We start from the raw sequence: 25,523 nt of genomic DNA on the forward strand, positions 1-25,523 counted from the left end.
GGACCTTGTGGCGGACGTTCTCCGGGTTCTCGAAGTTGATCAGCTCGACGCTGACCAGGGCGAAGTAGCGCTCGCCCTCGCGCGGCGCGCGGATGGCGCCGTCGACCGTGTCGCCGGTCCGTAGACCGAACTTACGGATCTGCGAGGGGCTGACATAGATGTCGTCGGGTCCGGACAGGTAGTTGGCTTCCGGGCTGCGCAGGAAGCCAAAGCCGTCCTGCACCACTTCCAGAGTGCCCGAGCCGGAGATCTGCACGCCCTCTTCGGCCAAGGCCTTGAGGATCGCGAACATCATGTCCTGCTTGCGCATGGAGTTGGCGTTCTCGATCTCCAGCGTCTCGGCGAAGGAGAGCAGGTCGGCGGGCGACTTGTCCTTCAGCTCCTGGAGCGACATCCGGGTCAGGCCCATGGCGGCGATGGCCGCGGCGACCTCGGAATGATCGTCGTCGTCGTCGCCTTCGGCGCCGGCTTCGATCTGAGCTTGCGTGTTTTCCGCGGCTTCCGCGGTTTCGACCACGGTTTCGTCGGCCGGGGTTTCGTTCGGGGTGTCTTCAGTCATGAAAATACTCTGAGATAGGCTCCGCCAACCGAGCAGTTCTCGGGCGCGAAGAGAATCGTTGGAGGCGTTTTGCGACGCCGGATTTGTTTCGAGGGCCGGGCCGCAGCTGCTGGTTAAGCGCGCGGCGCACGGAAAAAGGCGGGGCGTACCTACGAAATTCGTCGATACGTAGGGAGAGCGGAACCACATGCGGCCGCCGGGGTCAAGCGTGGTCGTTCACCAAACCTGGGCTGGTCCGGGGGATAGTCAGCCGATTGGCGGCTTTAAAATGCGATGACCAGCCGGCCCCTCAACAAAGCACCGCCGCGCGCCGTGGTCAGCGCTGCCCGAATTGAAGCGTGACCGCGAGGACCGCCACGACAGCGGCCAGGAACGGGAGCTCGTTGGTGGCGCGCCAGAACTTCGCGGACTTCGGACGCTGCCCCGCCAGAAACTTCTTGTACGAGCCGGCCAAGAAGCCGTGCCAGCCCGAGATGAAGATCACCGCGGCAAGTTTCACGATCATCCAGGGCTGATGGAGAAAGGCCCAGCCTTCCTTCGCCGCATAGACGTGCCACAGGGTCAGGCTCACCCCGAGGATCCACACCAGGATCATCGAAGGATTGATGATGATCTTCAGGAGCTTGCGCTCCCAGACCAGGAAATTCTTGTCGAACTCGCTGCCGGGGGGCGCCGTCTCGGTGTGGTAGGCGTAGAGCCGAGGCAGGTACATCATCCCCGACATCCAGGCGATGACCGCGATGATGTGCAGGCCCCTCAAAAGATCGTAGTTCACGCCGTAACTCCCCCCGCCCCGTTTCGACAGGCGCATTTGCTATAGGTTTCAGGACAACGCCACGCACCGTGCGGAGCAACCTCGCTATTGCGCGCCAAGGCCTGGTTGGTCGCCCGAGTCAGGGCCCGGATGAAGGCCGGCTCGGTGCTCGGAGTGGGAGCCCGTAAATAGGGCGCGCAGCCAACCCGCCCGGCCAGCTCCGCATATTCGTGATCCAGCTCGACCAGGGTCTCGACGTGCTCGGAGACGAAGGCGATCGGGCAGATCAGCACGCCCTTGCCTTCAGCCCCGGCCCGGCGGATCTCATCGTCCGTAGACGGGCCAATCCACTTCAGCCGTCCGACCCGGCTTTGGTAACAGACGTTCCAGTCGGTGAACTCGGGTAGACGCATGGCCACGGCCTGGGCGGTGGCCTGAATCTGAGCCTGGTAGGGATCGCCCGCCTCGATGACCTTTTCCGGAAGACCGTGAGCGGAGAACAGTAGTCGCACATTGGCCGGGCTGCCTGCCTGTTCCCAGGTCTGGCGGATCATCTTGGCGTGGGCGTCGGTAAGGCCAGGCTCGGTTGGATAGCAGCACACCGTGTGCGTACGGCCAGGACCGGCATAGGCCCGGCCCCAGTCCTTCACCGACGAGCCCGTGGTCGTGGTCGAAAACTGCGGATAGAGCGGCAGCAGCACGATTTCGTCAGGCGCGAAGACGGCGACGTCCTTCGCGGTCTGTTCGGCGAACGGCTTCCAATAACGCATGGCGACAAACACCCGCGTTTCTCGCGAGGGGTCCGCCTCGTTGAGCGACGTCTCCAGGGCGCGGGCCTGCTTCAGGGTCTCGGGCAGCAAGGGAGAGCCGCCGCCCATGATCGCATAATTGGCCCTGGCCATCTTCGCCCGCCGCGCGGCGATGAACTTGGCCAGCGGGATCCGCGCGATCGCCGGCAGGCTGATGATCGCCGGGTCCTTGAACAGGTTCTCCAGGAACGGACGCACGGCGTCCGGCCCATCGGGACCGCCGAGGTTGAACAGGACAACGGCGAGCTTGCTCACTTGCCGGTCACCCGTCGGATCGTGCGTTCGATGTGCTCGATCGGGGTGTCAGGCAGGACGCCGTGACCGAGGTTGAAGATATAGGGGCCGCCGTTCCACTGCTCGATCAGGGCGTCGACCCGTGCGTCGAGGGCCGGGCCGCCGGCGCGCAGCAATAGATTGTCCAGCGCGCCTTGGATGGTTTTGCCGCCAGCCTGAATCTTCTGGCCGAGCACGGCGGACGCCTGGGTGTCCAGGGCCACGGCGCTGACCGGAACCTTGGCCGCATAGTTCTCGACCAGGGCGCCGGCCCCACGTGGAAAGCCGATAAACGGGGTATCGATCCCCGCCGCCCGAACCTTCTCGATGATCGCGGCGTGCGGCTTGATGACGATGCGTTCGAAAACATCCTCGGCCAGGCCTTCAGCCCAGCTCTCGAAAAGCTTCAGAACCTGGGCGCCCGACTTGGCCTGCATCACCAGGTAGCGCGCCGTCGACTCCACCAGCACGTCCAGCAGCCGGTCGAGCTTGTCGGGGTTTTGATAGGCGTAGGTGCGCGCACCGGACCGATCCGACCCCCTACCCTCGATCATATAGGTCGCCACGGTCCAGGGAGCCCCGGCGAAGCCGATCAAAGCTCGATCAGGCTCCAGCTCCGCCCGAACCCGCGAAAGGGTCTCACCGATGTCCGAGAGCCGACCGGTGGAGGCCTCGATCTGGTCGGCCATGGACTCGATCGACGGCAGTTCTCCAAGCCTGGGGCCTTCGCCGGCTTCGAACCAGACTTCCTGGCCGAGCGCACGCGGGATCAGCAGGATGTCGGCGAACACAATGGCGGCGTCCAGCGGGAACCGCCGCATCGGCTGCATCGTGGCCTCGGCGGCCATCTCCGGATTGTGGCAAAACGCGATGAAATCCGGCGCGCGGGTGCGGAGCTCGCGGTACTCCGGAAGCGACCTTCCGGCCTGACGCATGAACCAGACCGGCGGCCTATCCAGGGTTTCACCGGCGAGCGCCCTCAAGAGGCGCGGTTTTGAACCTTCTGACATGGGAGCCGTTAAACCGGCTTAAGGCCCCAGGCTCAAGCCCATGGGCGCCTCCCGACTGTCTTCTTCCTAATAAGAATTTAGATATTGGATGTTGAGGAAGAGGTAGGGCCGTGGACATACGGGGACAACTTCCGCTGGCCATACCGTCGCAACCCCTTATCAACAAGGCGATTGACGGTTAACGACCCCTCCGCGGACCCCCCTGTGGATTGCGGGGAGAACTACGCCAGCCCTAGTGGGATTTACCTTTCGTTAGTAGGTTAACGGGGAGTTAACTTTGACGAACCGGAGTCATCCACGGCCCGGTCGCCAACACCCGCGTTCATGGAATCTTAACCATCGTTTCAGTGGACGACAGTGCGGCGAAACCCCGACTTCGTCCCGCCCGTACACAGGGGTGCTGTCGCGGCGCGGGGTATTCCACAAAGCAGTCCACCTTCGTTAAGAAGGTATCGACTCTTTCATCCCCAGTTTTCCCGCTCAGATTCCGCACTTCGTCCTTGCAGCCCCAAGAGGCCCATGACCTCGACCCCGCGCGTCGCGACCTATTTCCATGTCCACCTGGTGTCGGATTCGACCGGTGAGACGCTGAACGCCATGGCGCGCGCTGTCTGCGCCCGGTTCGAGAACGTTCTGCCGATCGAACACATCTATGCGCTGGTGCGCTCGCCCCGGCAGCTCGAGCGGGCCCTGACCGACATCGAGGAGGCGCCGGGCGTCGTCATCCACACCATCGTCGATGATCAACTGCGGACGGCGCTGGAAGAAGGCGTGCGGCGGCTGGACATGCCCTGCATCGCGGCCCTCGATCCGTTGGTCTCTTCGCTGCAGCGCTATCTGGGCGCCTCGATCAGCCGCCGGGTCGGCGTGCAGCACGCGCTGGACAACGACTATTTCAACCGGATGGACGCCTTGAACTACGCCATCGGTCATGATGACGGTCAGGGCGGGCAGGATCTGGAACAGGCCGACGTGGTTCTGGTCGGTGTCTCTCGAACCTCCAAGACGCCGACCTGCATCTATCTGGCCCATCGCGGAGTGCGGGCGGCCAATGTGCCGCTGGTGCCAACTCGACCGCCGCCGGAAAAGCTGTTCGAACTGAAAAACGCCCTGGTCGTTGGCCTGACGATCTCTCCCGATCGGCTGATCCAGATCCGGCGTAACCGGCTGCTCACCCTCAAGGAAGACCGGGAATCCTCCTATATCGACATCGAGGCGGTGCGTGAGGAGACGGTGAAGGCTCGCCGGCTCTACGAACGCCAGGGCTGGCCGGTGATCGACGTCACTCGCCGTAGCGTCGAGGAAACGGCCGCGGCGGTGATGAACCTGCTGCATGGCGGTCATGGACAGGTGGAGGTGCTGGGTTGAGCACGCAGATTATCCTGGCGTCGAAGAGCGCCGCGCGCCGCGCCGTGCTGACCGGGGCCGGCGTCTCGTTCGAGGTGTCGGTGGCCGGGGTCGACGAGGACGCGGTGAAGACCGCCATGCTGGCCGAGGGCGCGAGCCCTCGCGATGTGGCCGACGCCCTGGCCGAATTGAAGGCGATCAAGGTCTCGCGCTCCAAGCCGGGTTTCGTGATCGGGTCCGACCAGACCCTCGAATTCGAGGGCAAGCTCTACGACAAGGCCGAAACGGTGGAAGCCGCCGCCGAGCGGCTGAAGACCATGCGTGGCAAGCCGCACAAGCTGCACTCGGCGGTGGTGGTGGCCAAGGATGGGGCTCCGATCTGGCGTGAGATTGTCTCGGCGACCCTGACGATGCGCGACTTCTCCGACGAATTCCTGGCGACCTACTTGGAGCTTGAAGGCGAGGAGGCCCTGGGCTCGGTCGGGTGCTACCGGCTGGAAGGCCCCGGCGCACAACTGTTCTCGAAAATCGAAGGCGACTATTTCGCCATTCTCGGCCTGCCCTTGATGGGACTGCTCGATCTGTTCCGCCGCCACGGGGTGCTTACGGCATGAGCATTTCCGGCGCGACCCGAGTGGCTGGGGTGGTCGGGCGGCCGATCAGCCATTCCATGAGCCCGATCCTGCACAACGCCTGGCTGGCGGCGGTGGGATTGGACGGGGTCTATGTGCCGTTTTCGGTGCAGCCAGGGCGGTTCGTCGCCTTTGTGAATTCATTGCGCGGCGGGACCGTGGCGGGATTGAACGTCACCCTGCCCTTCAAGGGCGAGGCCTTGGCCTTGGCGGATGAAACGACGTTCCGGGCTCGCGGCGCGCAGGCCGCCAATGTTCTGGTGTTCCGCGACGACGGGACGATCTTGGCCGACAATACCGACGGGCTGGGCATGCTCGGGGCTTTCGCCGAGCAGGCGCCGGGTTTTGATCCCGCCGCCGGTCCGGTGGTGATCTTGGGCGCGGGCGGCGGATCGCGCGGCGCGGCGGCGGCCTTTGTCGAAGCCGGGTGCGGCGACGTGCGGATCGTCAATCGAACCTTGCTCAAGGCCCAGGAAATCGCTGAACCGCTGGGCGCCACGGCTTTCGCTTTGAGTGACGCCGCCAAGGCTTTCGAGGGCGCGATCGCGGTGGTGAACGCCACCTCCGCCGGCCTGTCCGGTTCGCCGGCCCTGGAGGCGCCGCTGGAAGCCACGCCGCAAGGCGCGGTGATCATGGACATGGTCTATAAGCCGCTGAAGACCCCGTTCCTGGCGCAGGCCGAAGGGCTGGGCCGCCAAACAGTCGACGGCTTGGCGATGCTGATCGGCCAGGCGGTTCCTTCTTTTGAAGCTTTCTACGGTCAAGCGCCGCCAGCGGGCGTCGATGTACGCACGCTGGCCCTTAAAGCTCTGGGACTCTGAGATGTTGATCATCGGACTGACCGGCTCCATCGGCATGGGCAAGTCGACGACCGCGGCGATGTTTCGCGAGGCCGGGGTGCCGGTTTATGACGCCGACGCCGCCGTGGCCGATCTCTATCAGGCGGGCGGCGCGGCCGTGGCGCCGCTGGAAGCGGCCTTTCCCGGCGTGACCAAGGACGGGGCGGTTGATCGCGAGGCGCTGCGGACCCGGGTGCTGGGCGACGACGAGGCGATGGGACGGTTGAACAAGATCGTCCATCCGCTGGTCGGGGCCGATCGGGTGCAGTTCTTCAAGGCGGCGGAAGAGGCCGGCGCCGACATGGTCGTGTTGGACATTCCGCTGATTTACGAAACTGGCGGCGAGGCGAACATGGACGCTGTGGTGGTGGTGTCCGCCCCGGAAAGCCAGCAACGCGAGCGAGTTTTGGCTCGTCCCGGCATGACCGCCGAGCGACTGGACGCGATCCTGTCGCGCCAGATGCATGACTCCGAGAAGCGCGCTCGGGCTCATTTCGTGGTCGATACCGGCCGGGGTCTGGAGCCGGCGCGCGAGCAGGTGAGCGTGATCATCGCCACCATGCGTGATCCACAGCGTAGACCGCCGCGGCGTCTCGCCTCCCTTGAAGACCAGCCCAAATAAGGCGATCTAGACCGTATGGCGCGTGAGATCGTTCTAGACACCGAAACCACGGGCTTCGAGCCGCAGATGGGCCACAAGCTGGTCGAACTGGCGTGCCTGGAGATCGAGGACTATCTGCCCACCGGGCGCAGTTTCCACGTCTATATCGACCCTGAACGTGACATGCCGCCTGAGGCCGAGAAGGTCCACGGCCTGTCGGCTACCTTCCTGCGCGGAAAGCCGAAGTTCCGCGACAAGGAGATCCATCAGGACTTCCTGGAGTTTGTCGGCGACTCTCCGATCATCGCCCACAACGCCACTTTCGACCGCACCTTCGTAAACTTCGAGCTACAGGGGCTGGGCCTGGCGCCGCTACCCGAAGAGCGCTGGATCGACACCCTGGCCATCGCCCGGAAGAAGTTTCCGGGGATGCACAACTCGCTCGACGCGCTCTGCAAACGTTTCAAGATCTCGCTCAGCGACCGTGAGAAACACGGCGCCTTGATCGACGCCCGGCTGCTGGCCGGTGTCTATCTGGAGCTGAAGGGCGGCCGCGCCCTCACGCTCGAACTCACCAACCACGCCATGGTCGCCCAGGCGGTGGCCAACGCCAAGTCGGCGTCCTACGGCGCGCGTCCACGTCCCCTGCCCTTCCGCTCGACCGAAGCCGAGCGCGAACTGCACGCCAGCTTCATCCGCGATGTCGTGAAGAACGAAGAACTCTGGAACAAGCACGGGCTCTAGCGCCCGCCATTCAGATCCAGCGCCTGTCAGCGGTGAAGTCGACGGTCAGCCAATAGCCTGGGCTCACCCCGCCCATGGCGGCCGCGATCTCGTCCCGGATGGCGTCAAGACGCGCGAAGTTTGTCTCGGTGTCGCCTGATGGCGCGACCAGCCCGATCTCGATGAACTGCTGGCGGCCCGATTTCACGACATGGGAGTCGTAGTCGACGAAGCCATGCCGCTCGGCGACCTCCTTGGCCAACTGACTGATCTTTTCGTCCAGGTCGCTCGGCGTGATCATCAGAATGTCCCGGCCGGCCTTCCAGATGGTCATCAAGGGGAATGGGACGAGGCAAAGAGCGATGATCACCAGGATCATTGGGTCGGCATAGGGCGCGAACCGCGCGGCGCTGGTCTGCGCCAGCAGGCCGCCAAGCATGAAGCTCAGGCACAGGCCGGCGCTAAGCACCCCGCCTATCAGCCAGGAGCGTGCATCGACATCCAGCATCTGCGAGCCGAGATGGCGGGCTGAGCGCCGAATGTAGGCGAAGAAGGCGAAGTTGATGATGCTGCTGACCCCGGCGTAGATCGCGCCGATGCCGAACTGCAATTCACGGCCGCCGACGATCAAACCGTTGAGGCCGTCAATGAAGGCGTAGATGCAGGCGAAGGCCAGGACCAGGCCGTTCAGCAGGGCCAGCATTGGTTCCAGGTGCCAGTAGCCATATTGGAAGCGGTCGTCGTCGCCCCGCGAGATCAATCGCACGGTCAGCAGGGCCACGCCGGTCATGGCCGCGTCGATCAGATCGTAGAAGCCGTCGAACATCACCGACTTGGAGCTGATCCACAGTCCGAACCCGATGCTGGCGAGGGCCAGGACGACCGTAACCACCATCGATGTTAGCAGCAGGCGCTGTTCTTTGGCCGTGGAGTGCAGCGTCACGTCTGACTTGCGCCAGCTGGGAGGCAGCCTGCGCATCCTTTGCTGGCGGGGCCTCGATAGCAGGCACGCGCTTGTATCCCAGGGAAGCTCAACCCCCGCCAGATGACCTCATCTCGTGCGCGGCGCCTAGGGGGCTCGGGCTAGGAGCCGCGGCCAAACGCCCAGCTGCGGTCGGCGAAGTCGAAGGACCAGCTGTCGCCGACCATCAGATTGGCCCCGAGTGTCAGGTCGGGAAAGTCCGGAACCAAGGCCTTGGAACGCGACATGTCGACGGCGACCACGGCCACGTCGTGGAAGTCGCGGCCGCAGAACGAGAGCTTGCTGGCGACATAGAGGTTGACGGGCATGCCGGTCGAGGTGGCGTCGGTTCCGGGCGGCAGCTTGCGCACGAAGCGGAAGACCTCGGGGTGGGCGGCGATGAAGCGGGCGTCGCCGACGGTGGTGCTGGCCCCGGTGTCCCAGGCGGCCTTGACGTGAACGCCAGGCAGATCGACCGGCACGCGGATCATCCTGGTGGTGAACTCGAACGGTTCCTCGCAGGATCGGCTCGACGCCGGCCAGCCGCGCCGCAGCTCGTTGCGACGGAAATCGAAGGTGAAGGCGCCCAGGCGCTCGAGATATTCCAGGCCGATGATGCTGTGGTCGAACGGGCTGTCGGAGACCGCCGCGGCGACGTCCTGCAGCTTGAATTGGCCAAAGCTCAAGGCGCCTAGCCGCACCTCGCGGGTCGGTAGCGGCTGGCCGCTGGCCCCCATCACCCCGCCGACGCCGTGCGCCGGATAGGCCTGGAACTCTGGCCTGGGGCGCAGGCCCACGCCGTAGGACCCAGTGTCGAGCTGGCAGAGCTCCAGCACTCGATCGACCATGCAGTCGACGAAGAAGCGATTGTTTTCACGGGAAAAGGCGGCGACCTGCTGGGCGGCCGCGAGGTTGGGGATCGACAGGAAGGCTGCGGCGAGGGCTGCGACGGCGGGTCTTGCAAAACTCATCGGCGGAGCTTGAGGGCGATTGATGGCGCGAGTTTGTCGGGGCTGGGCCTCAGGCCTGTGTCTCGCGCCTTCGCGGTTCGGCGTCGCGAGCCCGGCTGTTGCGGGCCGCGTCGTCGAACACCGCCGCGGCGGCGTCATTGGGCGCGCGCTCAGGGATCGGCTCGCGCGGGACGCTCTTGCTTCTGTCGGCCATGTCGAGGGCCCGCAGGGCATGGTCGCCTTCCCGGCCGAAGAGGCTGCGAAGCCGCAGATCGAGTTGTGGTGAGGCGTTGCTGATCCCGGCCGCGCGCAGCGCCTCATGCACGGCCCAGGTATAGGCCGCGCGCATCGATGAGGGATGGCGTGACGATTCCAAGGTCGGCCAGACGATAAGTTCGAAATCGAGGCCTTCTCCGGCGAAGCCGGTCATCCACACCTGGGTCTTGCGGTCCGGGCGATCGGGCGCGGTGAAGGGCAAGGCCTGGGCGGCGGCGATCACTACGTCACGCACCACCGCCTTGTCGGCTTCCTCCGCGACTGTGAACGCCACGTGGATACGGCCGGACTCGTCGTCGTAGGTCCAGTTGATCACCTGGCTCTGCATGAACTTTGAGTTCGGAATGACCACATGCAGGTCGTCGTTGGTTCGCAGCCGGGTGGCTCGCGGGCCGATCTCCATCACCTCGCCGCGAAGACCGCTCTCAAGCTCGATGAAGTCGCCGACCTGGATGGCGGGATCAAAGATCAGCACCAGACCGGAGACGAATTCCTTGACCACGCCCTGCAGGCCAAGGCCGGCCCCGACTCCGATGGCGCCCGCGAACACCGTGAATGAGTTGAGGTCGACGCCTAGGGTGGCCAGGCCGGCGATCAGGCCGGCGACAGCCAGGGCGTAGGTGGCGACCTTCTCGATGATGTAGATCAGCGGCGAGGCGACCTTGGCGCGCCGGCGCAGGCGCTCCAATCCCAACTGCATCGTCTTGACCAGGACATAGGTCGCGCCAACGATAGCGAGAGCGACCAGTACACGCCCCCCGACAGCGACCAAGCCTTCCGAGCTCAGCCAATCGCGGGCGGCCTCCAGCGGACTGGCTCTGGTCATGGGCGCGCTCCCGGCGAAGAAGGCCTCTCTCGATCATCGGAGGATGCGCAGATGACGCCGGCTTGCCCATTCGGGGAAACCCTAGGTGGTCGGACGTTACGGCTGGGGGCGGCTCAGGCCCAGATATATGCTGTCGCACCAGGTGTCGCCGACCAGCAGAGTCCGTTCGGCGCGGCCGGTTTCCATGAACCCCAGCCGGGTCAGGACGGCCAGCGACCCGGCGTTGCGCGGATCGACGTCGGCGATGATCTGCGGGATCGGATAGGTCGCGAAAACGCTGGCGATGACGGCCTGCAGGGCTTCGCGGGCCAGGCCTTGGCCCCAGTAGTCCGGGTGCAGGATGAAGCCGATTTCGGGCAGTTGGTAGAATCCGGCCTTGCCGATCACCACGCCTCGATGCTCGACCACGAAGTCATGGCTGGTCGCGGGCGGGGCCGAGATCATGTCTCGGAGCCAGGCGCTGGTCGTCTCGATGTGCTGATGTGGCGGCGTCGACCAGAAGCGCATCGCTTGGCCGTCGCTGAGCACCGCGTGCAGGGCGGCCAGGTCGCTGGGCCGTGCGGGCCGAAGCTTGAGTCTGGAGGTTTGCAGCTCGGTCATGGGGAAGGGCCGAGATTCCAAGTCGCCTCCCCCGCCCTGCCCTCGGCCGGGCGGGGGAAGACAGGATTAGCTAGGCGTTGCCGATCGTTTCGCCGCCCAAACCCTGCGCCTTGCGCGCGGCGTAGACGCCGCCGAAGTCGATCGGGTCGAGCATGAAGGGCGGGTAGCCGCCGTCGGCGGTGACGCCGGCGATGATCTGGCGGGCGAACGGGAACATGAAGCGCGGGCACTCGACCAGCAGCACGGGCTCCAGCTCTTCCTGGCTGACGCCGGTGATCTGGAAGACGCCGCCATAGAGCAGCTCGACGTGGAAGACCGGGCCGTCGTCGCGCGTGGCGCGGGCCGAGAGCTTCAGATCGACTTCGAACAGACCGTCTTCACGGCCACGGGCGTTCATCTCGACGCCCATTTCGATTTGCGGCTGGGCGGTGTTCTGGGCGCGCAGGGTTTCCGGCGCGCGGGGATTCTCAAAAGACAGGTCGCGGACGAACTGGGCGAGGATGCGGATGCCGGGTTCGGGCGCATCCGCTCCGTTGCTCTCGGGGCCGGCGGCGTCGGTATCGGTCATTTTCAGGAAAATCCGGTTGATTGGACGCTCATTCACGTCCTGTTGTGGCGCGGGCTGCTAACATGTGGCCTAAGCCGTGGCAACGTCGCCCCCTGACGAGGGCGTGTCGCTGCCCTATATTGAATGTTCAACGTCCAGCGAGCCCCAAGAAGTTGCAAGTCCTAGAACTGATCATTTTCGCCGGCCTGGCCGGGGTCGTGCTCTACCAGCTCTACGCAGTGCTGGGTCGGCGCGTGGGACGGCAGCCCGAGGACACGGCCGCGGCCGACGCCGTTACTAGTGCTGGGCGCCAGACGCCGGCGGTGGATCCCGCCGACGACGGCGTGGGTTTGACCGGCCTGCCCGCGATCAAGCACCACGACCCGTCGTTCGACCTGTCGCGCTTCCTGGCTGGCTCCAAGAGCGCCTACGAGATGGTGGTTCGCGCCTTCGCCGCCGGCGATCGCGAGACGCTGAGGAACTTGCTGGCGCCGCCGGTGCTGGCCAGTTTTGAAGCCGTGCTGGCCGAGCGCGACGCGCGAGGAGCCACCGAAAGCGTGGAATTCCTGCATCCGCCGCGCGCCGACTTGGAGCGCGCCGACCTGCACGACGATGTCGCGCGGATCACCGTGCGCTTCCTGGCCGAGTTCCGCAGCCGCACCAAGGGTCCCGAAGGCGAGGCCGTGGACGACAAGCGCACCGCCGAGCTTTGGACCTTCGAGCGCAGCCTGAAGAGCAGCGACCCGAACTGGATTCTCGTCCACGTGGACGCCGCCGAAGCCTAGAAGGGCTGGCCCGCCGTTTTCCCGCCCCGAACGGGAGGCTAGAAAACATCTCAAAGCCCGACGACGTCGGGACCTGATTCAATTCCGGGGGCGATCTTGGTTTCTCGACGCATGACGCAGGGGCTTGGCGGCCATCTGGGCAAACTGAGGCTCGTGCCGGCCTTGGTGCTGACCCTGGCCATCGCCGCCTGCGCGACCCCAAAGGCGGTGCCTCCGCCGGCGCCCCGTCCGCAGCCGCAGCGCCCCACGCCGACCCAGCCCATCCCCACACCCGCGCGCCCGGAGAGTTTCGCCGAGCTGCCGGGCTGGGCGCAGGACGACCATGCGGCGGGTTATGAAGCCTTCCGCACCACCTGCGGCGTCGCTCGCGACCCGGCCATGGGCGAGATCTGCCGCCGGGCCCGCGCCATCGGCCCGCTCGACGGCCCGCGCGCCCGGGCCTTCTTCGAAGAGAGCTTCCGGCCCGAGCTGTTGATCGGGGACGGCATCCTCACCGCCTACTTCTCTCCGGAATACGAGGCGCGCGACCGGCCCAGCGCCGAGTTCTCCGCCCCGGTGCGCGGCAAGCCCGCCGATCTGGTGGGGTCTGGCATCCCCGGCAAGGACGCCTTGCGACGTGGCCCTAACGGCCAGATGAGCGCCTATCCCGACCGCGCGGCCATCGAGGCCACACCCCCCGGCCAGGCCCTGGCCTGGATGCGGCCCGAGGATCTGTTCTTCCTGCAGATCCAGGGATCGGGCGTACTGACCTATCCGAACGGCCGCCGGACCAAGGCGGTGTTCGCCGCGACCAACGGTCGAACCTTCGTCGGGATCGCCAATCCGATGCGCGACCGCGGCCTGCTGCCGGCCAACAACACGTCCGGCGATGCGATCCGTGGCTGGCTCGCCGACAATCGCGGTCCCCGGGCCGATGAGGTGATGCGTCTAAATCCTCGCTATGTGTTCTTCACCCTGGCGCCGGACGACGGCCGCCAGCCGGTGGGCGCGGCGGGCATCCCGTTGCCGCCCGGCCGGGCGATCGCGATCGACACGGCCCGCAACCGTCTGGGCGAGGTGTTCTTTATCGATGGCGTGGCCCCTACCCTATCGGGCGCTTTCCCGACCTATCGCCGCACAGTGATGGCGTTGGACATGGGCGGCGCTATCAAGGGCGCGGTGCGCGCTGACCTCTATATGGGGCACGGCGCCAGCGCCGGCGCCGAGGCTGGACGGGTGCGCCATACCCTGCGGATGCACCGCCTGGTTCCGAAGGTCGGCCAGGCGCGGTGAAACGGCCCATCCGGCCTGAGGAGCAGAAGCTCTGGTCGATGGTCGCCGCCACCGTCCACCGCAAGCCGGGCCGCAAGGCACCGCCGCCCGAACCCGTGCCAGCGCCCCCGGCGCTCACGGCCACGCCGGCCGCGAAGAAGCTGACGCCTCCGCCTGCGCCGGTGTGGGACGGCGCGCCGTTCACGGTCGGCGAACTGGTCAAAGGTCCGCCGCGCTCCGGTTCGCCGGTCCGCAATAGCGGCGAGCGGGACATCGAGCCGCGCCGCAAGCACCGCATCGCCAAGGAGCGCGACCCGATCGGCGCCCGCATCGACCTGCATGGTCTGGATCAGGATCGCGCACAGGCCGCCCTGGAGGCCTTTGTGCTGCGGGCCTGGGACGATGGCTGCCGGGCCGTGCTGGTGATCACTGGCAAGGGCGCGCGCGGCGGCGGGGTGCTGCGCAGGCGGACTCCGGAATGGCTGGCTTCCCCGGCCCTGCGCGGCGTCGTCGCCGGCGTTTCAGAAGCCCACCAACGGCACGGCGGCGAGGGCGCGCTCTATGTCGCGCTGAAATTAAAACCGCATAGCTGAGGTCAAATTATCGTTTGTCCCTGGCAAGTTAAGCCTGGGCACCCGACATAGGACCCAAATCATCAAAGGAAACGTGTCTTGAAGTTGCCTAAAGTCGCCGCCGTCCTTGGCCTGTCGCTCGTGATGGGCCTGTCGCTCGCGTCCGAAGCGGACGCCCGTCGCGGGGGAAGCTTCGGCAGCCGGGGGGCGCGCACCTATAGCGCCCCGCCGCCCACCAAGACCGCTCCGACCCAGACCGCCCCGGTTGAGCGCTCGATGACCTCTCCGCAACCGGGCCAGCCCGGCGCGGCGGCCGCGGCCCGGCCGCAGGCGGCCAATCCGATGAACGCCCCCAAGCGTGGCGGCATCCTTGGCAATCGGCTCTTCCAAGGCCTGATGGTCGGCGGCCTGATCGGCATGCTGCTCGGTCACGGCTTCGGCGCGGGTCTCGCCGGCGCCTTGGGCGGTATCCTGCAGATCGCCTTGCTCGCCTTGGCCGGCATGTTGATCTTCAAGTTCTTCGCCAATCGTCGTCGCCCGGCGACCGCCACTGCGGCTAGCCCGATGTCGGCCGCGAACACCAGCTTCCGCTCGCCCTTCGACGTCCAGCAACCGGCGTCCGGCGGCTACGCCCCCGCCGCCGCGCCCTATGCCGGCGAGGACTTTGCCGTGCAGACCTCCGACCGCGAAATCTTCGAGCGCATGCTGCGTGAAGTTCAGGAAGCCTTTGGCCGCGAAGACTACGCCGCGATCCGCGAGCGCAGCACGCCCGAGATCATGAGCTACTTGGCCGAAGAGCTCAGCCAGAACGCCACCCGCGGCGTGCGCAATCAGGTTAGCGACGTCCAGATGCTAGAAGGTGACGTGGCCGAGGCCTGGCGCGAAGGCGACGCCGAATACGCCACCGCCGCCCTGCGCTATTCGAGCCGTGACTGGATGGTCGACCGTGAGAGCGGCGCGGTCGTTGAGGGCGATCCGAACGCGGTGACCGAGACCACCGAGCTTTGGACCTTCGTGCGTCAGCCAGGCCAAGCCTGGAAGCTCTCGGCGATCCAAGAAGCCTAGTTTTAAGCGAAGGGCGAGCGCCGCCCCTTCAAGCGTGTGATGGCCGGGCTTTGTCCCGGCCATCCACAAACCCAGGCGTTCGAGGTTTCTCGTCGGACGCCGACGGTTGTGGACGCCTGACACCTTCCGGCGCTCGGCCTAGGGTCACCAGCGCGTAGTGAGGTGGTCACCGCCAGATCTGCGCGGCCTTGACGATTTCCGGCTGATTGAGGCGGGCGCCGAGGTGCTCGCCGTCGATCATGCAGGCGGCTGTAACCTTGTCGCCGGTTTTGCCCGTAATCACGCAGACCGCGTCGCGCGCGAAGGCCGCGGCCATCAGACGTCGCCTGGCGTCATCAGAGGTCGAGGCGCGGACCAAGCGGGGATCAAGAACCTGCACCTCGACCCAGGTGCTGGGCGAGGTGTCTATCGCGACGCACAGATGCCCGCCGTCGATGACCTGAAGCACGGGTCCCTTAAGCTGCGCGCCAACCGGCGGCGCCTGACCGCCGCAAACTCCGGCCTGCGCCTCGGTCGCCACCAGGGCGACGCCGAGCAACAGGCCAAGTGCGATCAGGATGCGCTTTGAGCGGGACACGGGGAGCCTTTCTGGGTCCTGTCCCTAAAGCGTCGGCGGAAGCGCTTTGTTCCTCGGTCATGATGGCGGCCTTATGCCGGCCGACGATCTTCCGGATCGAACCCTTATGCGGGGGCCGCCATGCTGGCGGGGATGGTCAAGCCGTGTGCTGACCAGCGTTTCCTCGATAGAGGCGATCATGTCGCAAGAGACTTCCCGCTCCAGCATCAGCCTGGCCCAACTGCTCGCCGAAGCCGGCGTGCGGCCAGGCAGCAACATCCGCGTCACCGGCCCCGGCAGCCTATCGGCGCTGCTCTGGCTCTGCCGGCGCGGCTACGACAGGGTCGGTTGCCTGCAGGCTGGCCGCCGCTCTCCCGCCGACGACGCCGAGGCGTTGCTGGTGGCCCATACCGCGACCGGCGGATGGCTGGCCGACCTGCTCGACCGAGGCCCGCACGTGCGTGAAGGCGGGGTGATGATCGTCCAGACGGCCCACGCTTCGGCCGCCAATGACGGGGTTGTCGAGGCGGTGTTCCGGGCTCACCGGTTCAACGTGGTTCGCCGACTGTCGGGCGCGCATCGCGATGTGTTGGTGGCGCGCCGGTCGGTCGGCGACCTGCGCGAGGCGGCCTGACCATGGACCTCTCCTATCGCACCTATACGACCCCGATCTCGGCCTGGCGGACGCCTCGGCGGCGTGAGCGCCTGACGCTCGGCGTCGCCTGCTCGCTGAACTGGGGGCCACTGCGGGACCTGATCGGCCGCTATCGTCGGCAAAGGCCGGAGGTCGACCTGATGATCGAGGATCTCGACGAGACCGGTATGGCCGAACGCCTTCCGGCCCGGCGCGTCGACCTGGCCATCGCGCTGTACGACGCAGGCGCGCCGGGCTGGCGTTCGACGCCGCTGTGGAGCGAGCCGCTGATGGCCTTCATGGCCGAAGGTCACCCCCTGGCGGCGTGCAACAGCGTGCCATCGGCGGCGCTGCGCGAGACCCCGATCCTGATGGCCGGGAACGGGGCGGGGGACCGGGCCTTGCAGCGGGCGATCATCGGCGCGCTCGGCGGCCCGCCGAACTTCCTTCACTACGCGGTGCAGCGCGATAACCTGATCGACCTGACGGCGCTGGGGTTCGGCGTGACCATCGCCGGGGGCTCGGCTCTGGGGGCCTTCTATCCTGGTGTCTGCGCCCGGCCATTGGAGAGCGACAGCGCCTGGCTGTCCTATTGCGCCTTCTGGTCGCCGGAGAACGAGCGACCAGCGCTGCGGCGGTTCCTCGACGCCGCCCGAGGGCGGGAGATGGCCGGTGCGTGAGCGGCTAGCCCCAGCTTGGCGGCGAGAGGCGCGGCGCGGCCTTTGGGCCAATCTCGGCATCGCGGCGATGGTGCTGATCCTCCTGGGCGCGGTGGCGGTGGCCCGGCACGCCGAGGGACCCGGTCCCGCCGCGGTCGCCGCGACCGGCGGGAGCGCTTAGGCTCGTAAGCCGTTATGCTTGGGTCATTCGGAGGACGTCCCATGCCTAAGCCTGTCACCGTCACCATCCCGCACGAACTCGGCCGGGCCGAAGCCCGCAAGCGGATCGAGGATGGGATCAGCCGTATGGGCCACCAGTTCGACGGCGTGAAGCTGACCAAGGCGTGGGACGGCGACTGCTTGAGCTTTTCCGCCAAGGTCGTTGGTCAGGCGGTGGCGGGGCGGCTGGATGTGATGGAGGAGGCGGTCCGCATGGAGGTCGACCTGCCGCCGTTCTTCGCCATGATCGCCGACAAGGTGAAGGGCCGGCTGAAGAAGGAAGGCCAGCTTATGCTGGAGAAGAAATAGATCCCATCAGCCGCGGCATGCGACGGGTGATCTCCACCGCCCAGATCATGTAGAGCGCCAGCCCGACCTCGCCCAGGACGTCATCGACATCGCCAGCGACACCGGGATCTTCGGGCAGCAGCGGCCCTTGGACCAGCGCCAGCATCAGGTTCGTGGCGACATGGGCGCCGATCGCGAATTCCAGCCCGCCCAGCCGCAGGGCGGCCCAGGCGAAGGCGGCTCCCGCCAGGGCTCGCGCCGCCAGGGCGACCGGATCGAACTCCAGATGGAATAGGGCGAAAACCGCGGCGTTGATGGCGATGACCAGCCAGGTCCGCTTGGTCAAGGCGGCGGTCTGTTGCAGCAGATAGCCGCGGAACACCACTTCCTCGGCGGTCGCCGCCACGAACAGACCCACCACCACCGCCGCCACATAGGCCAGCTTGAGGCTCATGGCGTAGGTGGGGTCGAAGATCGGATATTCGAACTGACCGTCCAGTATGACCACGTCCACGGTCATGACCACGCCGACGCCGATGACGGTCAGGGCCGCGCCCCACAGCACCAGGTTCCAGCGAAATTGCGGGGCGGCGGTCAGCCAGCTCTTCAATGGGCGGGCGAAGACGTAGTGGGCGGCCAGCATGATCCCGAACGCCAGGCCGCCGAGGCCGGCGCCGAGTTGCAGCACGTAGATCGCCGAGCGCTGGAGCTTTGGATCGGCCGTCACCGCGAAGATGTCGCCGTCCGCCGACAGCGCCATGGTCAAGGCGATGACGATGCTGAGCATGAAGAACACGATCGGCGCCGCCAGGGCCATGGCGGCGATGCGCGACCAGCGCCGATCGCGTTCTGTGATGGCCTGTAGGAACGGGAATTGAGCGATCACGGCTTAACGATCTGTGGTGCGGGAGCAGAGCCACGGCGGCTTGGGCATTTAGCCGCATCCGGGCGTCGGACGCAGAAATTCGTCGTGCCGCGTCGTCAAATATGTTGCGCCGACAACTCACTGAGGCTGTCGAAGCGCAAATCTCCCGTATAGGGCGATTAAGTTCTTGATCTCGTGAGAACGGAGATCAAGACCAAGCGGTCTTGGCGGAGATTTTGGCCGCCACGGCGCACGTCCTAGAACCTTCGCCATGGTCCTTCGTTTGTAAGGGAGACAGTGGAGCTTGCCTTTATGACCTTGATCCGCGCCATCACGCCGATGCCCGACTTTGTGAAGGCGGCGTTGGCTGAGCGAAACTTGACAGCCGCCTACGAAGCTCGCCCGTCGTCTCAGCGGAACGACTATCTGGGCTGGATCGTTCGCGCCCGGAAGGACGAGACCCGCCACAAACGCCTGGCCCAGATGCTCGACGAGCTGGAAGACGGCGACGTCTACATGAAGATGATGTGGAAGCCGGCCGGCGGGGGCCGTCCGCCCGCCTAGGAAGGCGCGCGCGAGGCCTTCTCGGCTAGGCCGGAGGTTCCCTCTCGGGCCTCGAGCTTGGCGGCGACGTCGTCGAGGCTGACGCCGGCGCGGGCCAGCAGGACCAGCCAGTGATAGATCAGGTCGGCGCTCTCCGCGGCCAGGCCGTCCTGGTCCCCCTGGGCGGCGGCGATCACCGCTTCGACGGCTTCCTCGCCGAACTTCTTGGCGGCGCGCTCGACGCCGTCCGAGAGCAGCTTGGCGGTGTAGGAACTGGACGGATCGGCGCCCTTGCGAGCCTCGATGGTGGCGGCCAAGCGCTCAAGCGTCTCGGTGAAGCGGGTCATGCGAGCTCCCGAACCGGAATACGGGCCTCCGCCATCGCCCGCTTGGCTTGCGCGACCGAAACCTCGCCGAAGTGGAAGATCGAGGCGGCCAACACTGCGTCGGCGCCGCCTTTGGTCACGGCCTCGACCATGTGCTGGGCGTTGCCGGCCCCGCCTGAGGCGATGACCGGCACGTTCACGGCGCTGGTCACGGCCTTCAGCAGTTCAAGATCGTAGCCGTTCTTGGCGCCGTCACGGTCCATCGAGGTCAGCAGGATCTCGCCAGCGCCGCGCTTCACCGCATTGACCGCATATTCCACCACGTCGAGGCCTGTGTCGGTGCGGCCGCCATAGGTGAAGACCCGCCAGCCGTCGTTTCGGCCGCCGCCCGAGACGGTCGCGCCATGCTTGGCGTCGATGGCCACGACCACGGCCTGAGAGCCGAACGCGTCGGCGCAGGCGCTGATCAGGTCGGGGTTCTCGACGGCGGCGGTGTTGACCGAAATCTTGTCGGCGCCGGCCAGCAGCAGACGCCGGGCGTCCTCCACCTGGCGGATGCCGCCGCCCACGCTGAGCGGCATGAAACAGACGTCGGCGGTGCGGGCGATGACGTCGAGGATGGCCCCGCGCCGCTCGTGGCTGGCGGTGATGTCCAGGAACATCAGCTCGTCGGCGCCGGCGGCGTCATAGGCGGTGGCCTGTTCGACCGGGTCGCCGGCGTCGCGCAGCGAGACGAAATTGACGCCCTTCACCACGCGGCCGTCCTTGACGTCCAGGCAGGGAATGACGCGAACCCGCAGCATCAGGCGGCGACTTTCAGGGCTTCTTCCGGCGAGATCGCGCCGTTGTAGAGCGCCCGGCCAAGCACGGCGCCGGCGATCGGCACGCCCTTGCGGGCCTTCAGGCGGACGATGTCGTCGACGGTGGCTAGGCCGCCGGCGGCGATGACCGGAATGGCGACGGCGTCGGCGATGGCGCCGAAAGCCTCGACATTGAAGCCCATGACCGTGCCGTCGCGGTCGATGTCGGTGATGATCAGGGCGCCGACGCCGGCGTCTTCGAAGCGCTTGGCCACGGTGACGGCGTCGAGGTCGGAGCTTTCGGTCCAGCCCTGGGTGGCCACCTTGCCGGCCCGGACGTCGACCGAGACGGCGATCTGTTCGGGCCACAGCTTGGCGGCCTGCTTGACGATCTCGGGCTCGGTCACGGCGACGGTGCCGAGGATCACGCGGCTGACGCCAGCCTCGATCCAACGCTCGATGTCCTTCAGGCTGCGGATGCCGCCGCCCAGTTGGACGGGGATCGAGACGGCCTGGAGGATGGCCTCAACGGCCTGCTCATTGATGGCCTTGCCCTGGACGGCGCCGTTCAGGTCGACCACGTGCACCCAGTGGAAGCCGGACTCCACGAAGCTGGCGGCCTGGGCGGCGGGCGAGGTGTTGAACACCGTTGCGGTGCTGAGATCGCCATGCAGGACGCGCACGCATTGGCCGTCCTTGAGATCGATGGCCGGGTAAAGGATCACGGTCGCCACTCCAGAAACCGCGCCAGGAGGGCAAGCCCGGCGCTCTGCGACTTTTCAGGGTGAAATTGTACGCCCGCCACGTTGCCCTTGGCGACCGCGGCGGGAAACTTTCCGCCGTGATCGACATAGGCCGCCACATCGCCTTCGTCCGTTGGGTAGAAGGCGAAGGAGTGGGTGAAGTACATGGGGGCCTCGCGGATCTCGGAGACCAGCGGCGGACCGCTGAGCGAGATCAGGTTGTTCCAGCCCATGTGCGGGATCTTGGCGGTCGGATCGGCGGGCTCGACGCGACGGACGTCGCCTTCGATCCAGCCGAGGCCGGGGGTTTCTCCGAACTCCAGGCCGCGGGAGGCCAGGAGCTGCATGCCGACGCAGACGCCAAGGAACGGACGGCCCTTGGCCTGCACCGCTTCAGTCATGCCTTCGATCAGACCAGGACGCTCAGCCAGGGCCTTCATGCAGGCGGCGAACGCCCCGACGCCAGGCAGCATGACACGATCGGCGGCGGCCACGACTTCAGGGTCGCTGGTGACGACGATGTTTGCGCGGCCGTCGGCGGCGCGGACGAGGGCCTTTTCGGCCGAGCGAAGGTTGCCCGACCCGTAGTCGATCAGGGCGACGCTCTGCATGGAATTCAAACCCTCTTCATTGTCGCGCGCTCGGACGCAAAACCGGTGGCCACTTTTGCTGAGCGCGCTTTACAGCACGCCCTTGGTCGACGGGGCGTGACCATGGGTCTTGGGGTCGAGTTCAATGGCGTTGCGCAGGGCGCGGGCGAGCGCCTTGAAGCCGCTTTCGGCGATGTGGTGGCTGTTGTCGCCGTAGAGGGTTTCCAAATGCACGCAGGCGCCCAGGTTCATGGCGAAGGCGTGGTGGAATTCCTTGAACAGCTCAGTGTCGAACTCGCCGATCTTCGGGGTCTTGAAGGCGACGTTCCAGATCAGATAGGGGCGATTGGACAGGTCGATGGCGCAGCGCGCCAGGGTCTCGTCCATCGGGATATAGGCGTGACCGAAGCGCCGGATGCCCTTGAAGCCGTCCAGCGCCTTGTGGATCGCTTGGCCGATGACGATCCCGGTGTCTTCCACGGTGTGGTGGAAGTCGATGTGCAGGTCGCCCTTGGTGCGGACCTTCAGGTCGATGCCGCCGTGGCGGGCGAAGGCGTCCAGCATATGGTCGAAGAAGCCGATGCCGGTTTCGACATCGGACACGCCAGAGCCGTCCAGATCCACGCTGACCGTGATCTGGGTCTCTTTAGTGTTGCGGCTGACTTCCGCCGTTCGCGACATTTCCAAACGTCCTTTGGGCCTTAGAGTCCTTTGGTAGCCGCCAGGTCTTTCAGATTGACCAACGGCCGCGGACCATAGTGCGAGATCACCTCGGACGCCGCGAGGGAGCCGAGCTGGCCGCAAACATTGAGCGGCCGGCCGGTCGCGAGGCCGAACATGAACCCGGCTGCGTATTGGTCGCCCGCGCCGGTCGTGTCCATGACTTTCTCCACCGGGAAGGCGGGAACCGCGAAGGTTTCACCGCCGGCGGTGACGACCGAGCCCTGCGCGCCCTTGGTGACGGCGGCGATCTTGACCTTGGAGCGCAGCGCCGCGACGGCGGCGTCGAAGTCCGTGGTCTGGAAGAGGGCGGTCACCTCGGTGTCGTTGGCGAACACCAAATCGACCTGGGTCTCCAGGAAGCCGAGCAGCGCCTCGCGGTGGCGATCGACCACGAACCCGTCGGACAGGGTGATGGCGATCATCCGGCCCGATGCGCGGGCCAGGCCCGCCGCCTTGGCGAAAGCCTTGCGGGCCGCTTCTGCGTCGAACAGGTAGCCTTCGAGATAGACGATCTTCGCCGCCTCGATGACGGCCGGATCGATGTCCTCGGAGGTGAACTCGGTCGAGGCGCCCAGGAAGGTGGACATGGTCCGCTCGCCGTCGGGCGTGACATTGATCATCGAGACCGCCGTGGCCTTGCCGTTCAGCAGGGGCGGAGTGTCGAAGTGGGCGCCGATGGCGCGCATGTCATGGGTGAAGACCTTGCCGAGCTGGTCGCCCGCGACCTTGCCCAGGAAGGCGGCCTTGCCGCCGAACGAGGCGACGCCGGCGATGGTGTTGCCGGCCGAGCCGCCCGAGGCTTCCACGCCCGGCGCCATGGCGGCGTAGATCGCCGCGCTGCGGGCCTCGTCGACCAGCATCATGGAGCCCTTGTCCATGGCTTGCTGCACCAGGAATTCGTCGGTCGCCGGGGCGATCACGTCAACGATGGCGTTGCCGATGGCGGCGACGTCGTAAAGCTCAGTCATGCGGGAGGGTCGGCTTTCGCGAGAATTAGGCTCGCGTCCTACAAGGAAAGCGCTTGCAGGGAAAGGGCAGGGGGCCGTCGCTGCAACCGCCCGGTTGCCCAGGTGTTGATATCGGGCAGTTCGGAGAAGCGACCATGGGTATTTTGAAGAACGATAAGGCCAAGGCGGCGGCGCGTCCGGTTATCGCGGGCTCTGGCGGCGCGGCGGCGGACTCCGCGGTGGAGGGTCGCCCTCATGGCGATCACGGGAGCGACGCGCCGCACTCGCGACCGATCAAGAGTCTGGGCGAAAACGAGAAGCCCGATCAGCTTGCCGAGAAGCAGAAGTACGCTGAAGACCGGCAGGAGGCCCTGCTGGATGAAGGTCTGGAAGAAAGCTTCCCCAGCAGCGATCCGGTCAGCGTGAAGCGGATCACTTGAATGACTCGTTTTCCCGGAAGCCGCGTCGCGGCTTTCCGGGGCGAAGGTCGGGCGCCCTAGCCGCCAGTGATGGCGAGCAGGGCGAAGGGGCCGAAGATCACCACGACGGCGACCGCCAGGATGACATCGCGGACGAGGCCCTCCGCGCGGCTGCGGGTCTTTAATTCAATCGATTGAGGATAGGTGCAGGTCACGGGGAGGCTCCTACAGCGTGTGAACGCTTAGGGTATGGGCTTTCCCGGCCTCTCCTGACAAACGAGCTTAGGGCGCTCCAATTGACTGCAGGTCAACTGGTGGCGCGAGGCCGTCCGCTTGGGCCTGTTCCAGCAGCCAGGACCTGAACCGGCGAATGTTCGGCTGATCCGCCTTTTCCGGCAGCGAGAGGATCCGCTGGCTGAACGGGCTGGGCACGGTGAGGGCGAAGGGCCGCACCAGGCGCCCATTCGCCAAGTCGTCCATCACCATGGCGTGGTGAGCCAGCGCCACGCCGCGATCCGACAGCGCCGCCTCCACCGCGAGATAGGTGTTGGAGAACCGAGGGCCAGGACGGGGATCGACCTTGTCGGCCCCAGCCGCCGCCAGCCAGTCGGTCCACTCCGGCTCGTCCGACAGCATCAGCACGTCGTGCAGCAGGGTGACGCGCGACAGGTCGTTGGGGTGGGTGAACGGCCCGAATTTCTCCAGCAGGCCGGGGCTGCAGACCGGCGTCATGATGGTGTCGAAGAGGTGGGTGACGTGCAGGCCCGGATAGGGACCGCGGCCCAGCCGGATGGCGACATCGACATTGTCGCGCGCCAGGTCCTTGGGTGTGTCGGAGGCTGAGACCAGGATCTGGACGTCGGGATAGCGACGCTGGAAGTCGTGCAGGCGCGGCACCAGCCAGCGGGCCGCCAGGGAGTGGATCACCGTCACCACCAGCGGAGCGTCGCGCCGCGAGCGGACTGCGTCCACCGCCGACTGCAGGGTCGAGAGCCCCTGCTGGACGCCGACGGCCAGCTGGTGGCCTGCTTCGGTGAGCCGCACCGCGCGGTTGAACCGGTCGAACAGTCGCACCTCCAGCTCGGCTTCCAGCCCCTTGATGTGGCGCGAGACGGCGCCGGGCGTGATGGCCAACTCGTCGGCGGCTTGCAGGAAACTGCCGTGCCGGGCGCAGGCCTCGAACACCCGCAGGGCGTTGAGCGGCAGTCGTCCGTTCACGACGCCACGAACATCGACTTTGACGGGCAGAGATCGGAGATCTCGCATTCCTCACATTTAGGACGTCTGGCGGTGCAGATGTAGCGGCCGTGCAGGATCAGCCAATGGTGGGCGCGGGTCAGATAAGGTTCGGGCACGATCGCCATCAGGTCAGCCTCGACCTGGTCGGGGGTCTTGGCCGAGGACAGCTTCAGCCGGTGGGCGAGGCGAAAAACGTGGGTGTCGACGGCGATGGCCGGTTCGATCCGCAGTTCGTTCAGCACCACGCTGGCGGTCTTGCGGCCGACGCCCGGCAGCGCCATCAGATCCTCGCGGTTCAACGGAACCTCGCCGCCGTGCTGCTCGACGATTATCCTGGCGGCGGCGATCACGTTCTTGGCCTTGGTCCGGAAGAGGCCGATGGAGGCGATGTAGGGGATCAGCCCCTCCTCCCCCAGCGCCAGCATCTTCTGCGGGGTGTCGGCCACGGCGAACAGCCTGGCCGTGGCCTTGTTCACCGAGACGTCGGTGGCCTGGGCTGAGAGCGCCACGGCGGTGACCAGGGTGTAGGGGCTGTCATAGACCAGCTCGGTGCGCGGATCGTCGCTGAGCGAGATGAATCGGGCGAAGATCT

General features: G+C 66.4%; 35 protein-coding genes. 15 read left to right on the plus strand and 20 right to left on the minus strand.

The window, feature by feature from the left end; all coding sequences use genetic code 11:
* The 4 genes from Q7T84_RS11870 to hemE all read right to left on the minus strand — a co-directional run.
* A partial coding sequence (locus Q7T84_RS11870) for a Rho termination factor N-terminal domain-containing protein (RefSeq protein ID WP_304809040.1) occupies nt 1-559 on the minus strand: 559 nt, incomplete at its 3' end.
* Nucleotides 560-875: 316 nt separating this feature from the next.
* Nucleotides 876-1,334, minus strand: a complete 459-nt coding sequence (locus Q7T84_RS11875; RefSeq protein WP_304809042.1) for a CopD family protein — start codon at nt 1,332-1,334, stop codon at nt 876-878.
* Nucleotides 1,331-2,377 carry a ferrochelatase gene (gene hemH, locus Q7T84_RS11880; RefSeq protein ID WP_304809044.1) on the minus strand — a complete coding sequence of 349 codons (1,047 nt, stop codon included), beginning with the start codon at nt 2,375-2,377 and terminating at the stop codon, nt 1,331-1,333. Before hemH ends, Q7T84_RS11875 begins: the two co-directional genes overlap by 4 nt.
* Nucleotides 2,374-3,405 carry a uroporphyrinogen decarboxylase gene (hemE, locus tag Q7T84_RS11885; protein WP_304809046.1) on the minus strand — a complete coding sequence of 344 codons (1,032 nt, stop codon included), beginning with the start codon at nt 3,403-3,405 and terminating at the stop codon, nt 2,374-2,376. Before hemE ends, hemH begins: the two co-directional genes overlap by 4 nt.
* Before the next feature lie 519 nt (nt 3,406-3,924).
* On the opposite strand from hemE, the gene Q7T84_RS11890 reads away from it, so the two are divergent.
* Genes Q7T84_RS11890 through dnaQ form a run of 5 tightly spaced genes read left to right on the plus strand, consistent with a single transcriptional unit; the run spans nt 3,925 to nt 7,568 of the window.
* Nucleotides 3,925-4,773 carry a pyruvate, water dikinase regulatory protein gene (locus Q7T84_RS11890; protein ID WP_304809048.1) on the plus strand — a complete coding sequence of 283 codons (849 nt, stop codon included), beginning with the start codon at nt 3,925-3,927 and terminating at the stop codon, nt 4,771-4,773.
* Nucleotides 4,770-5,366: a nucleoside triphosphate pyrophosphatase gene (locus tag Q7T84_RS11895; protein ID WP_304809051.1), complete on the plus strand. Its 597-nt coding sequence runs from the start codon at nt 4,770-4,772 to the stop codon at nt 5,364-5,366. The genes Q7T84_RS11890 and Q7T84_RS11895 overlap by 4 nt, the downstream gene beginning before the upstream one ends.
* A complete protein-coding gene (gene aroE / locus Q7T84_RS11900; RefSeq protein ID WP_304809053.1) occupies nt 5,363-6,205 on the plus strand; it encodes a shikimate dehydrogenase in 843 nt (280 codons plus the stop codon). The genes Q7T84_RS11895 and aroE overlap by 4 nt, the downstream gene beginning before the upstream one ends.
* Nucleotide 6,206: 1 nt before the next feature.
* Complete coding sequence (coaE, locus tag Q7T84_RS11905; protein ID WP_304809059.1) at nt 6,207-6,845, plus strand: dephospho-CoA kinase; 639 nt, start codon at nt 6,207-6,209, stop codon at nt 6,843-6,845.
* Nucleotides 6,846-6,860: 15 nt separating this feature from the next.
* Complete coding sequence (dnaQ, locus tag Q7T84_RS11910; RefSeq protein WP_304809061.1) at nt 6,861-7,568, plus strand: DNA polymerase III subunit epsilon; 708 nt, start codon at nt 6,861-6,863, stop codon at nt 7,566-7,568.
* Nucleotides 7,569-7,578: 10 nt separating this feature from the next.
* Here the strand turns inward: dnaQ and Q7T84_RS11915 are convergent, their stop codons facing one another.
* The 5 genes from Q7T84_RS11915 to secB form a co-directional block, all read right to left on the minus strand.
* Entirely contained in the window at nt 7,579-8,526 is a 948-nt protein-coding gene (locus Q7T84_RS11915) for a cation diffusion facilitator family transporter (RefSeq protein ID WP_304809063.1), read from the minus strand.
* Between the two features lie 104 nt (nt 8,527-8,630).
* Nucleotides 8,631-9,479 carry a hypothetical protein gene (locus Q7T84_RS11920; RefSeq protein WP_304809065.1) on the minus strand — a complete coding sequence of 283 codons (849 nt, stop codon included), beginning with the start codon at nt 9,477-9,479 and terminating at the stop codon, nt 8,631-8,633.
* A gap of 49 nt (nt 9,480-9,528) precedes the next feature.
* Nucleotides 9,529-10,560, minus strand: coding sequence for a mechanosensitive ion channel family protein (locus Q7T84_RS11925; RefSeq protein WP_304809067.1), 1,032 nt, complete (start codon nt 10,558-10,560; stop codon nt 9,529-9,531).
* 96 nt (nt 10,561-10,656) lie between these two features.
* Nucleotides 10,657-11,160, minus strand: a complete 504-nt coding sequence (locus Q7T84_RS11930; RefSeq protein WP_304809071.1) for a GNAT family N-acetyltransferase — start codon at nt 11,158-11,160, stop codon at nt 10,657-10,659.
* A 70-nt stretch (nt 11,161-11,230) separates the two neighbouring features.
* Nucleotides 11,231-11,728, minus strand: a complete 498-nt coding sequence (gene secB / locus Q7T84_RS11935) for a protein-export chaperone SecB (protein WP_304809073.1) — start codon at nt 11,726-11,728, stop codon at nt 11,231-11,233.
* A 152-nt stretch (nt 11,729-11,880) separates the two neighbouring features.
* Here secB and timA point away from each other — a divergent pair, with 152 nt between their 5' ends.
* The 4 genes from timA (at nt 11,881) to Q7T84_RS11955 (ending at nt 15,380) form a co-directional block, all read left to right on the plus strand.
* On the plus strand, nt 11,881-12,492 hold the full coding sequence (timA, locus tag Q7T84_RS11940; RefSeq protein WP_304809075.1) for a TIM44-related membrane protein TimA: 612 nt from the start codon (nt 11,881-11,883) through the stop codon (nt 12,490-12,492).
* A 96-nt stretch (nt 12,493-12,588) separates the two neighbouring features.
* Nucleotides 12,589-13,764 carry an MltA domain-containing protein gene (locus tag Q7T84_RS11945; RefSeq protein ID WP_304809077.1) on the plus strand — a complete coding sequence of 392 codons (1,176 nt, stop codon included), beginning with the start codon at nt 12,589-12,591 and terminating at the stop codon, nt 13,762-13,764.
* A complete protein-coding gene (locus Q7T84_RS11950) occupies nt 13,761-14,336 on the plus strand; it encodes a Smr/MutS family protein (protein WP_304809079.1) in 576 nt (191 codons plus the stop codon). The genes Q7T84_RS11945 and Q7T84_RS11950 overlap by 4 nt, the downstream gene beginning before the upstream one ends.
* Before the next feature lie 78 nt (nt 14,337-14,414).
* Nucleotides 14,415-15,380: a Tim44 domain-containing protein gene (locus Q7T84_RS11955; RefSeq protein WP_304809081.1), complete on the plus strand. Its 966-nt coding sequence runs from the start codon at nt 14,415-14,417 to the stop codon at nt 15,378-15,380.
* A gap of 166 nt (nt 15,381-15,546) precedes the next feature.
* Here the strand turns inward: Q7T84_RS11955 and Q7T84_RS11960 are convergent, their stop codons facing one another.
* Nucleotides 15,547-15,957: a hypothetical protein gene (locus tag Q7T84_RS11960; RefSeq protein ID WP_304809083.1), complete on the minus strand. Its 411-nt coding sequence runs from the start codon at nt 15,955-15,957 to the stop codon at nt 15,547-15,549.
* Nucleotides 15,958-16,135: 178 nt separating this feature from the next.
* Between Q7T84_RS11960 and Q7T84_RS11965 the strand changes: the two genes are divergently transcribed.
* The 4 genes from Q7T84_RS11965 to Q7T84_RS11980 are packed head-to-tail and all read left to right on the plus strand — an operon-like array spanning nt 16,136 to nt 17,757.
* On the plus strand, nt 16,136-16,570 hold the full coding sequence (locus Q7T84_RS11965; protein WP_304809085.1) for a hypothetical protein: 435 nt from the start codon (nt 16,136-16,138) through the stop codon (nt 16,568-16,570).
* Nucleotides 16,571-16,572: 2 nt separating this feature from the next.
* A complete protein-coding gene (locus Q7T84_RS11970) occupies nt 16,573-17,250 on the plus strand; it encodes a LysR family substrate-binding domain-containing protein (protein ID WP_304809087.1) in 678 nt (225 codons plus the stop codon).
* Nucleotides 17,243-17,410, plus strand: coding sequence for a hypothetical protein (locus Q7T84_RS11975; protein WP_304809088.1), 168 nt, complete (start codon nt 17,243-17,245; stop codon nt 17,408-17,410). Before Q7T84_RS11970 ends, Q7T84_RS11975 begins: the two co-directional genes overlap by 8 nt.
* Before the next feature lie 41 nt (nt 17,411-17,451).
* Complete coding sequence (locus tag Q7T84_RS11980) at nt 17,452-17,757, plus strand: polyhydroxyalkanoic acid system family protein (protein WP_304809090.1); 306 nt, start codon at nt 17,452-17,454, stop codon at nt 17,755-17,757.
* Here the strand turns inward: Q7T84_RS11980 and Q7T84_RS11985 are convergent.
* Complete coding sequence (locus tag Q7T84_RS11985; RefSeq protein ID WP_304809092.1) at nt 17,738-18,622, minus strand: CPBP family intramembrane glutamic endopeptidase; 885 nt, start codon at nt 18,620-18,622, stop codon at nt 17,738-17,740. The genes Q7T84_RS11980 and Q7T84_RS11985 overlap by 20 nt on opposite strands.
* 291 nt (nt 18,623-18,913) lie before the next feature.
* On the opposite strand from Q7T84_RS11985, the gene Q7T84_RS11990 reads away from it, so the two are divergent.
* Complete coding sequence (locus Q7T84_RS11990) at nt 18,914-19,165, plus strand: YdeI/OmpD-associated family protein (RefSeq protein WP_304809094.1); 252 nt, start codon at nt 18,914-18,916, stop codon at nt 19,163-19,165.
* On the opposite strand, the gene Q7T84_RS11995 is transcribed toward Q7T84_RS11990, so the two are convergent.
* The 6 genes from Q7T84_RS11995 to Q7T84_RS12020 all read right to left on the minus strand — a co-directional run bounded on the left by Q7T84_RS11995 (nt 19,162) and on the right by Q7T84_RS12020 (nt 23,294).
* A complete protein-coding gene (locus Q7T84_RS11995; RefSeq protein WP_304809096.1) occupies nt 19,162-19,491 on the minus strand; it encodes a phosphoribosyl-ATP diphosphatase in 330 nt (109 codons plus the stop codon). The genes Q7T84_RS11990 and Q7T84_RS11995 overlap by 4 nt on opposite strands.
* On the minus strand, nt 19,488-20,273 hold the full coding sequence (hisF, locus tag Q7T84_RS12000; RefSeq protein WP_304809098.1) for an imidazole glycerol phosphate synthase subunit HisF: 786 nt from the start codon (nt 20,271-20,273) through the stop codon (nt 19,488-19,490). Before hisF ends, Q7T84_RS11995 begins: the two co-directional genes overlap by 4 nt.
* Nucleotides 20,273-20,995: a 1-(5-phosphoribosyl)-5-[(5-phosphoribosylamino)methylideneamino]imidazole-4-carboxamide isomerase gene (gene hisA, locus Q7T84_RS12005; protein ID WP_304809100.1), complete on the minus strand. Its 723-nt coding sequence runs from the start codon at nt 20,993-20,995 to the stop codon at nt 20,273-20,275. Before hisA ends, hisF begins: the two co-directional genes overlap by 1 nt.
* Nucleotides 20,992-21,624: an imidazole glycerol phosphate synthase subunit HisH gene (hisH, locus tag Q7T84_RS12010; protein WP_304809102.1), complete on the minus strand. Its 633-nt coding sequence runs from the start codon at nt 21,622-21,624 to the stop codon at nt 20,992-20,994. Before hisH ends, hisA begins: the two co-directional genes overlap by 4 nt.
* 69 nt (nt 21,625-21,693) lie before the next feature.
* On the minus strand, nt 21,694-22,284 hold the full coding sequence (gene hisB / locus Q7T84_RS12015; RefSeq protein ID WP_304809104.1) for an imidazoleglycerol-phosphate dehydratase HisB: 591 nt from the start codon (nt 22,282-22,284) through the stop codon (nt 21,694-21,696).
* Between the two features lie 20 nt (nt 22,285-22,304).
* Nucleotides 22,305-23,294: an adenosine kinase gene (locus Q7T84_RS12020; protein ID WP_304809106.1), complete on the minus strand. Its 990-nt coding sequence runs from the start codon at nt 23,292-23,294 to the stop codon at nt 22,305-22,307.
* 134 nt (nt 23,295-23,428) lie between these two features.
* On the opposite strand from Q7T84_RS12020, the gene Q7T84_RS12025 reads away from it, so the two are divergent.
* The gene (locus Q7T84_RS12025) at nt 23,429-23,713 is read left to right on the plus strand and encodes a hypothetical protein (protein WP_304809108.1); all 285 of its coding nucleotides are present in this window, start codon (nt 23,429-23,431) and stop codon (nt 23,711-23,713) included.
* A 56-nt stretch (nt 23,714-23,769) separates the two neighbouring features.
* On the opposite strand, the gene Q7T84_RS12030 is transcribed toward Q7T84_RS12025, so the two are convergent.
* The 3 genes from Q7T84_RS12030 to nth form a co-directional block, all read right to left on the minus strand.
* The gene (locus Q7T84_RS12030) at nt 23,770-23,907 is read right to left on the minus strand and encodes a hypothetical protein (protein ID WP_304809110.1); all 138 of its coding nucleotides are present in this window, start codon (nt 23,905-23,907) and stop codon (nt 23,770-23,772) included.
* 67 nt (nt 23,908-23,974) lie between these two features.
* Nucleotides 23,975-24,910 carry a transcriptional regulator GcvA gene (gene gcvA / locus Q7T84_RS12035; RefSeq protein ID WP_304809112.1) on the minus strand — a complete coding sequence of 312 codons (936 nt, stop codon included), beginning with the start codon at nt 24,908-24,910 and terminating at the stop codon, nt 23,975-23,977.
* On the minus strand, nt 24,907-25,521 hold the full coding sequence (gene nth / locus Q7T84_RS12040; protein ID WP_304809114.1) for an endonuclease III: 615 nt from the start codon (nt 25,519-25,521) through the stop codon (nt 24,907-24,909). The genes gcvA and nth overlap by 4 nt, the downstream gene beginning before the upstream one ends.
* Nucleotides 25,522-25,523: the final 2 nt, after the last annotated feature.

The organism is Phenylobacterium sp., assembly GCF_030654915.1.
Classification (GTDB): Bacteria; Pseudomonadota; Alphaproteobacteria; order Caulobacterales; family Caulobacteraceae; genus Phenylobacterium.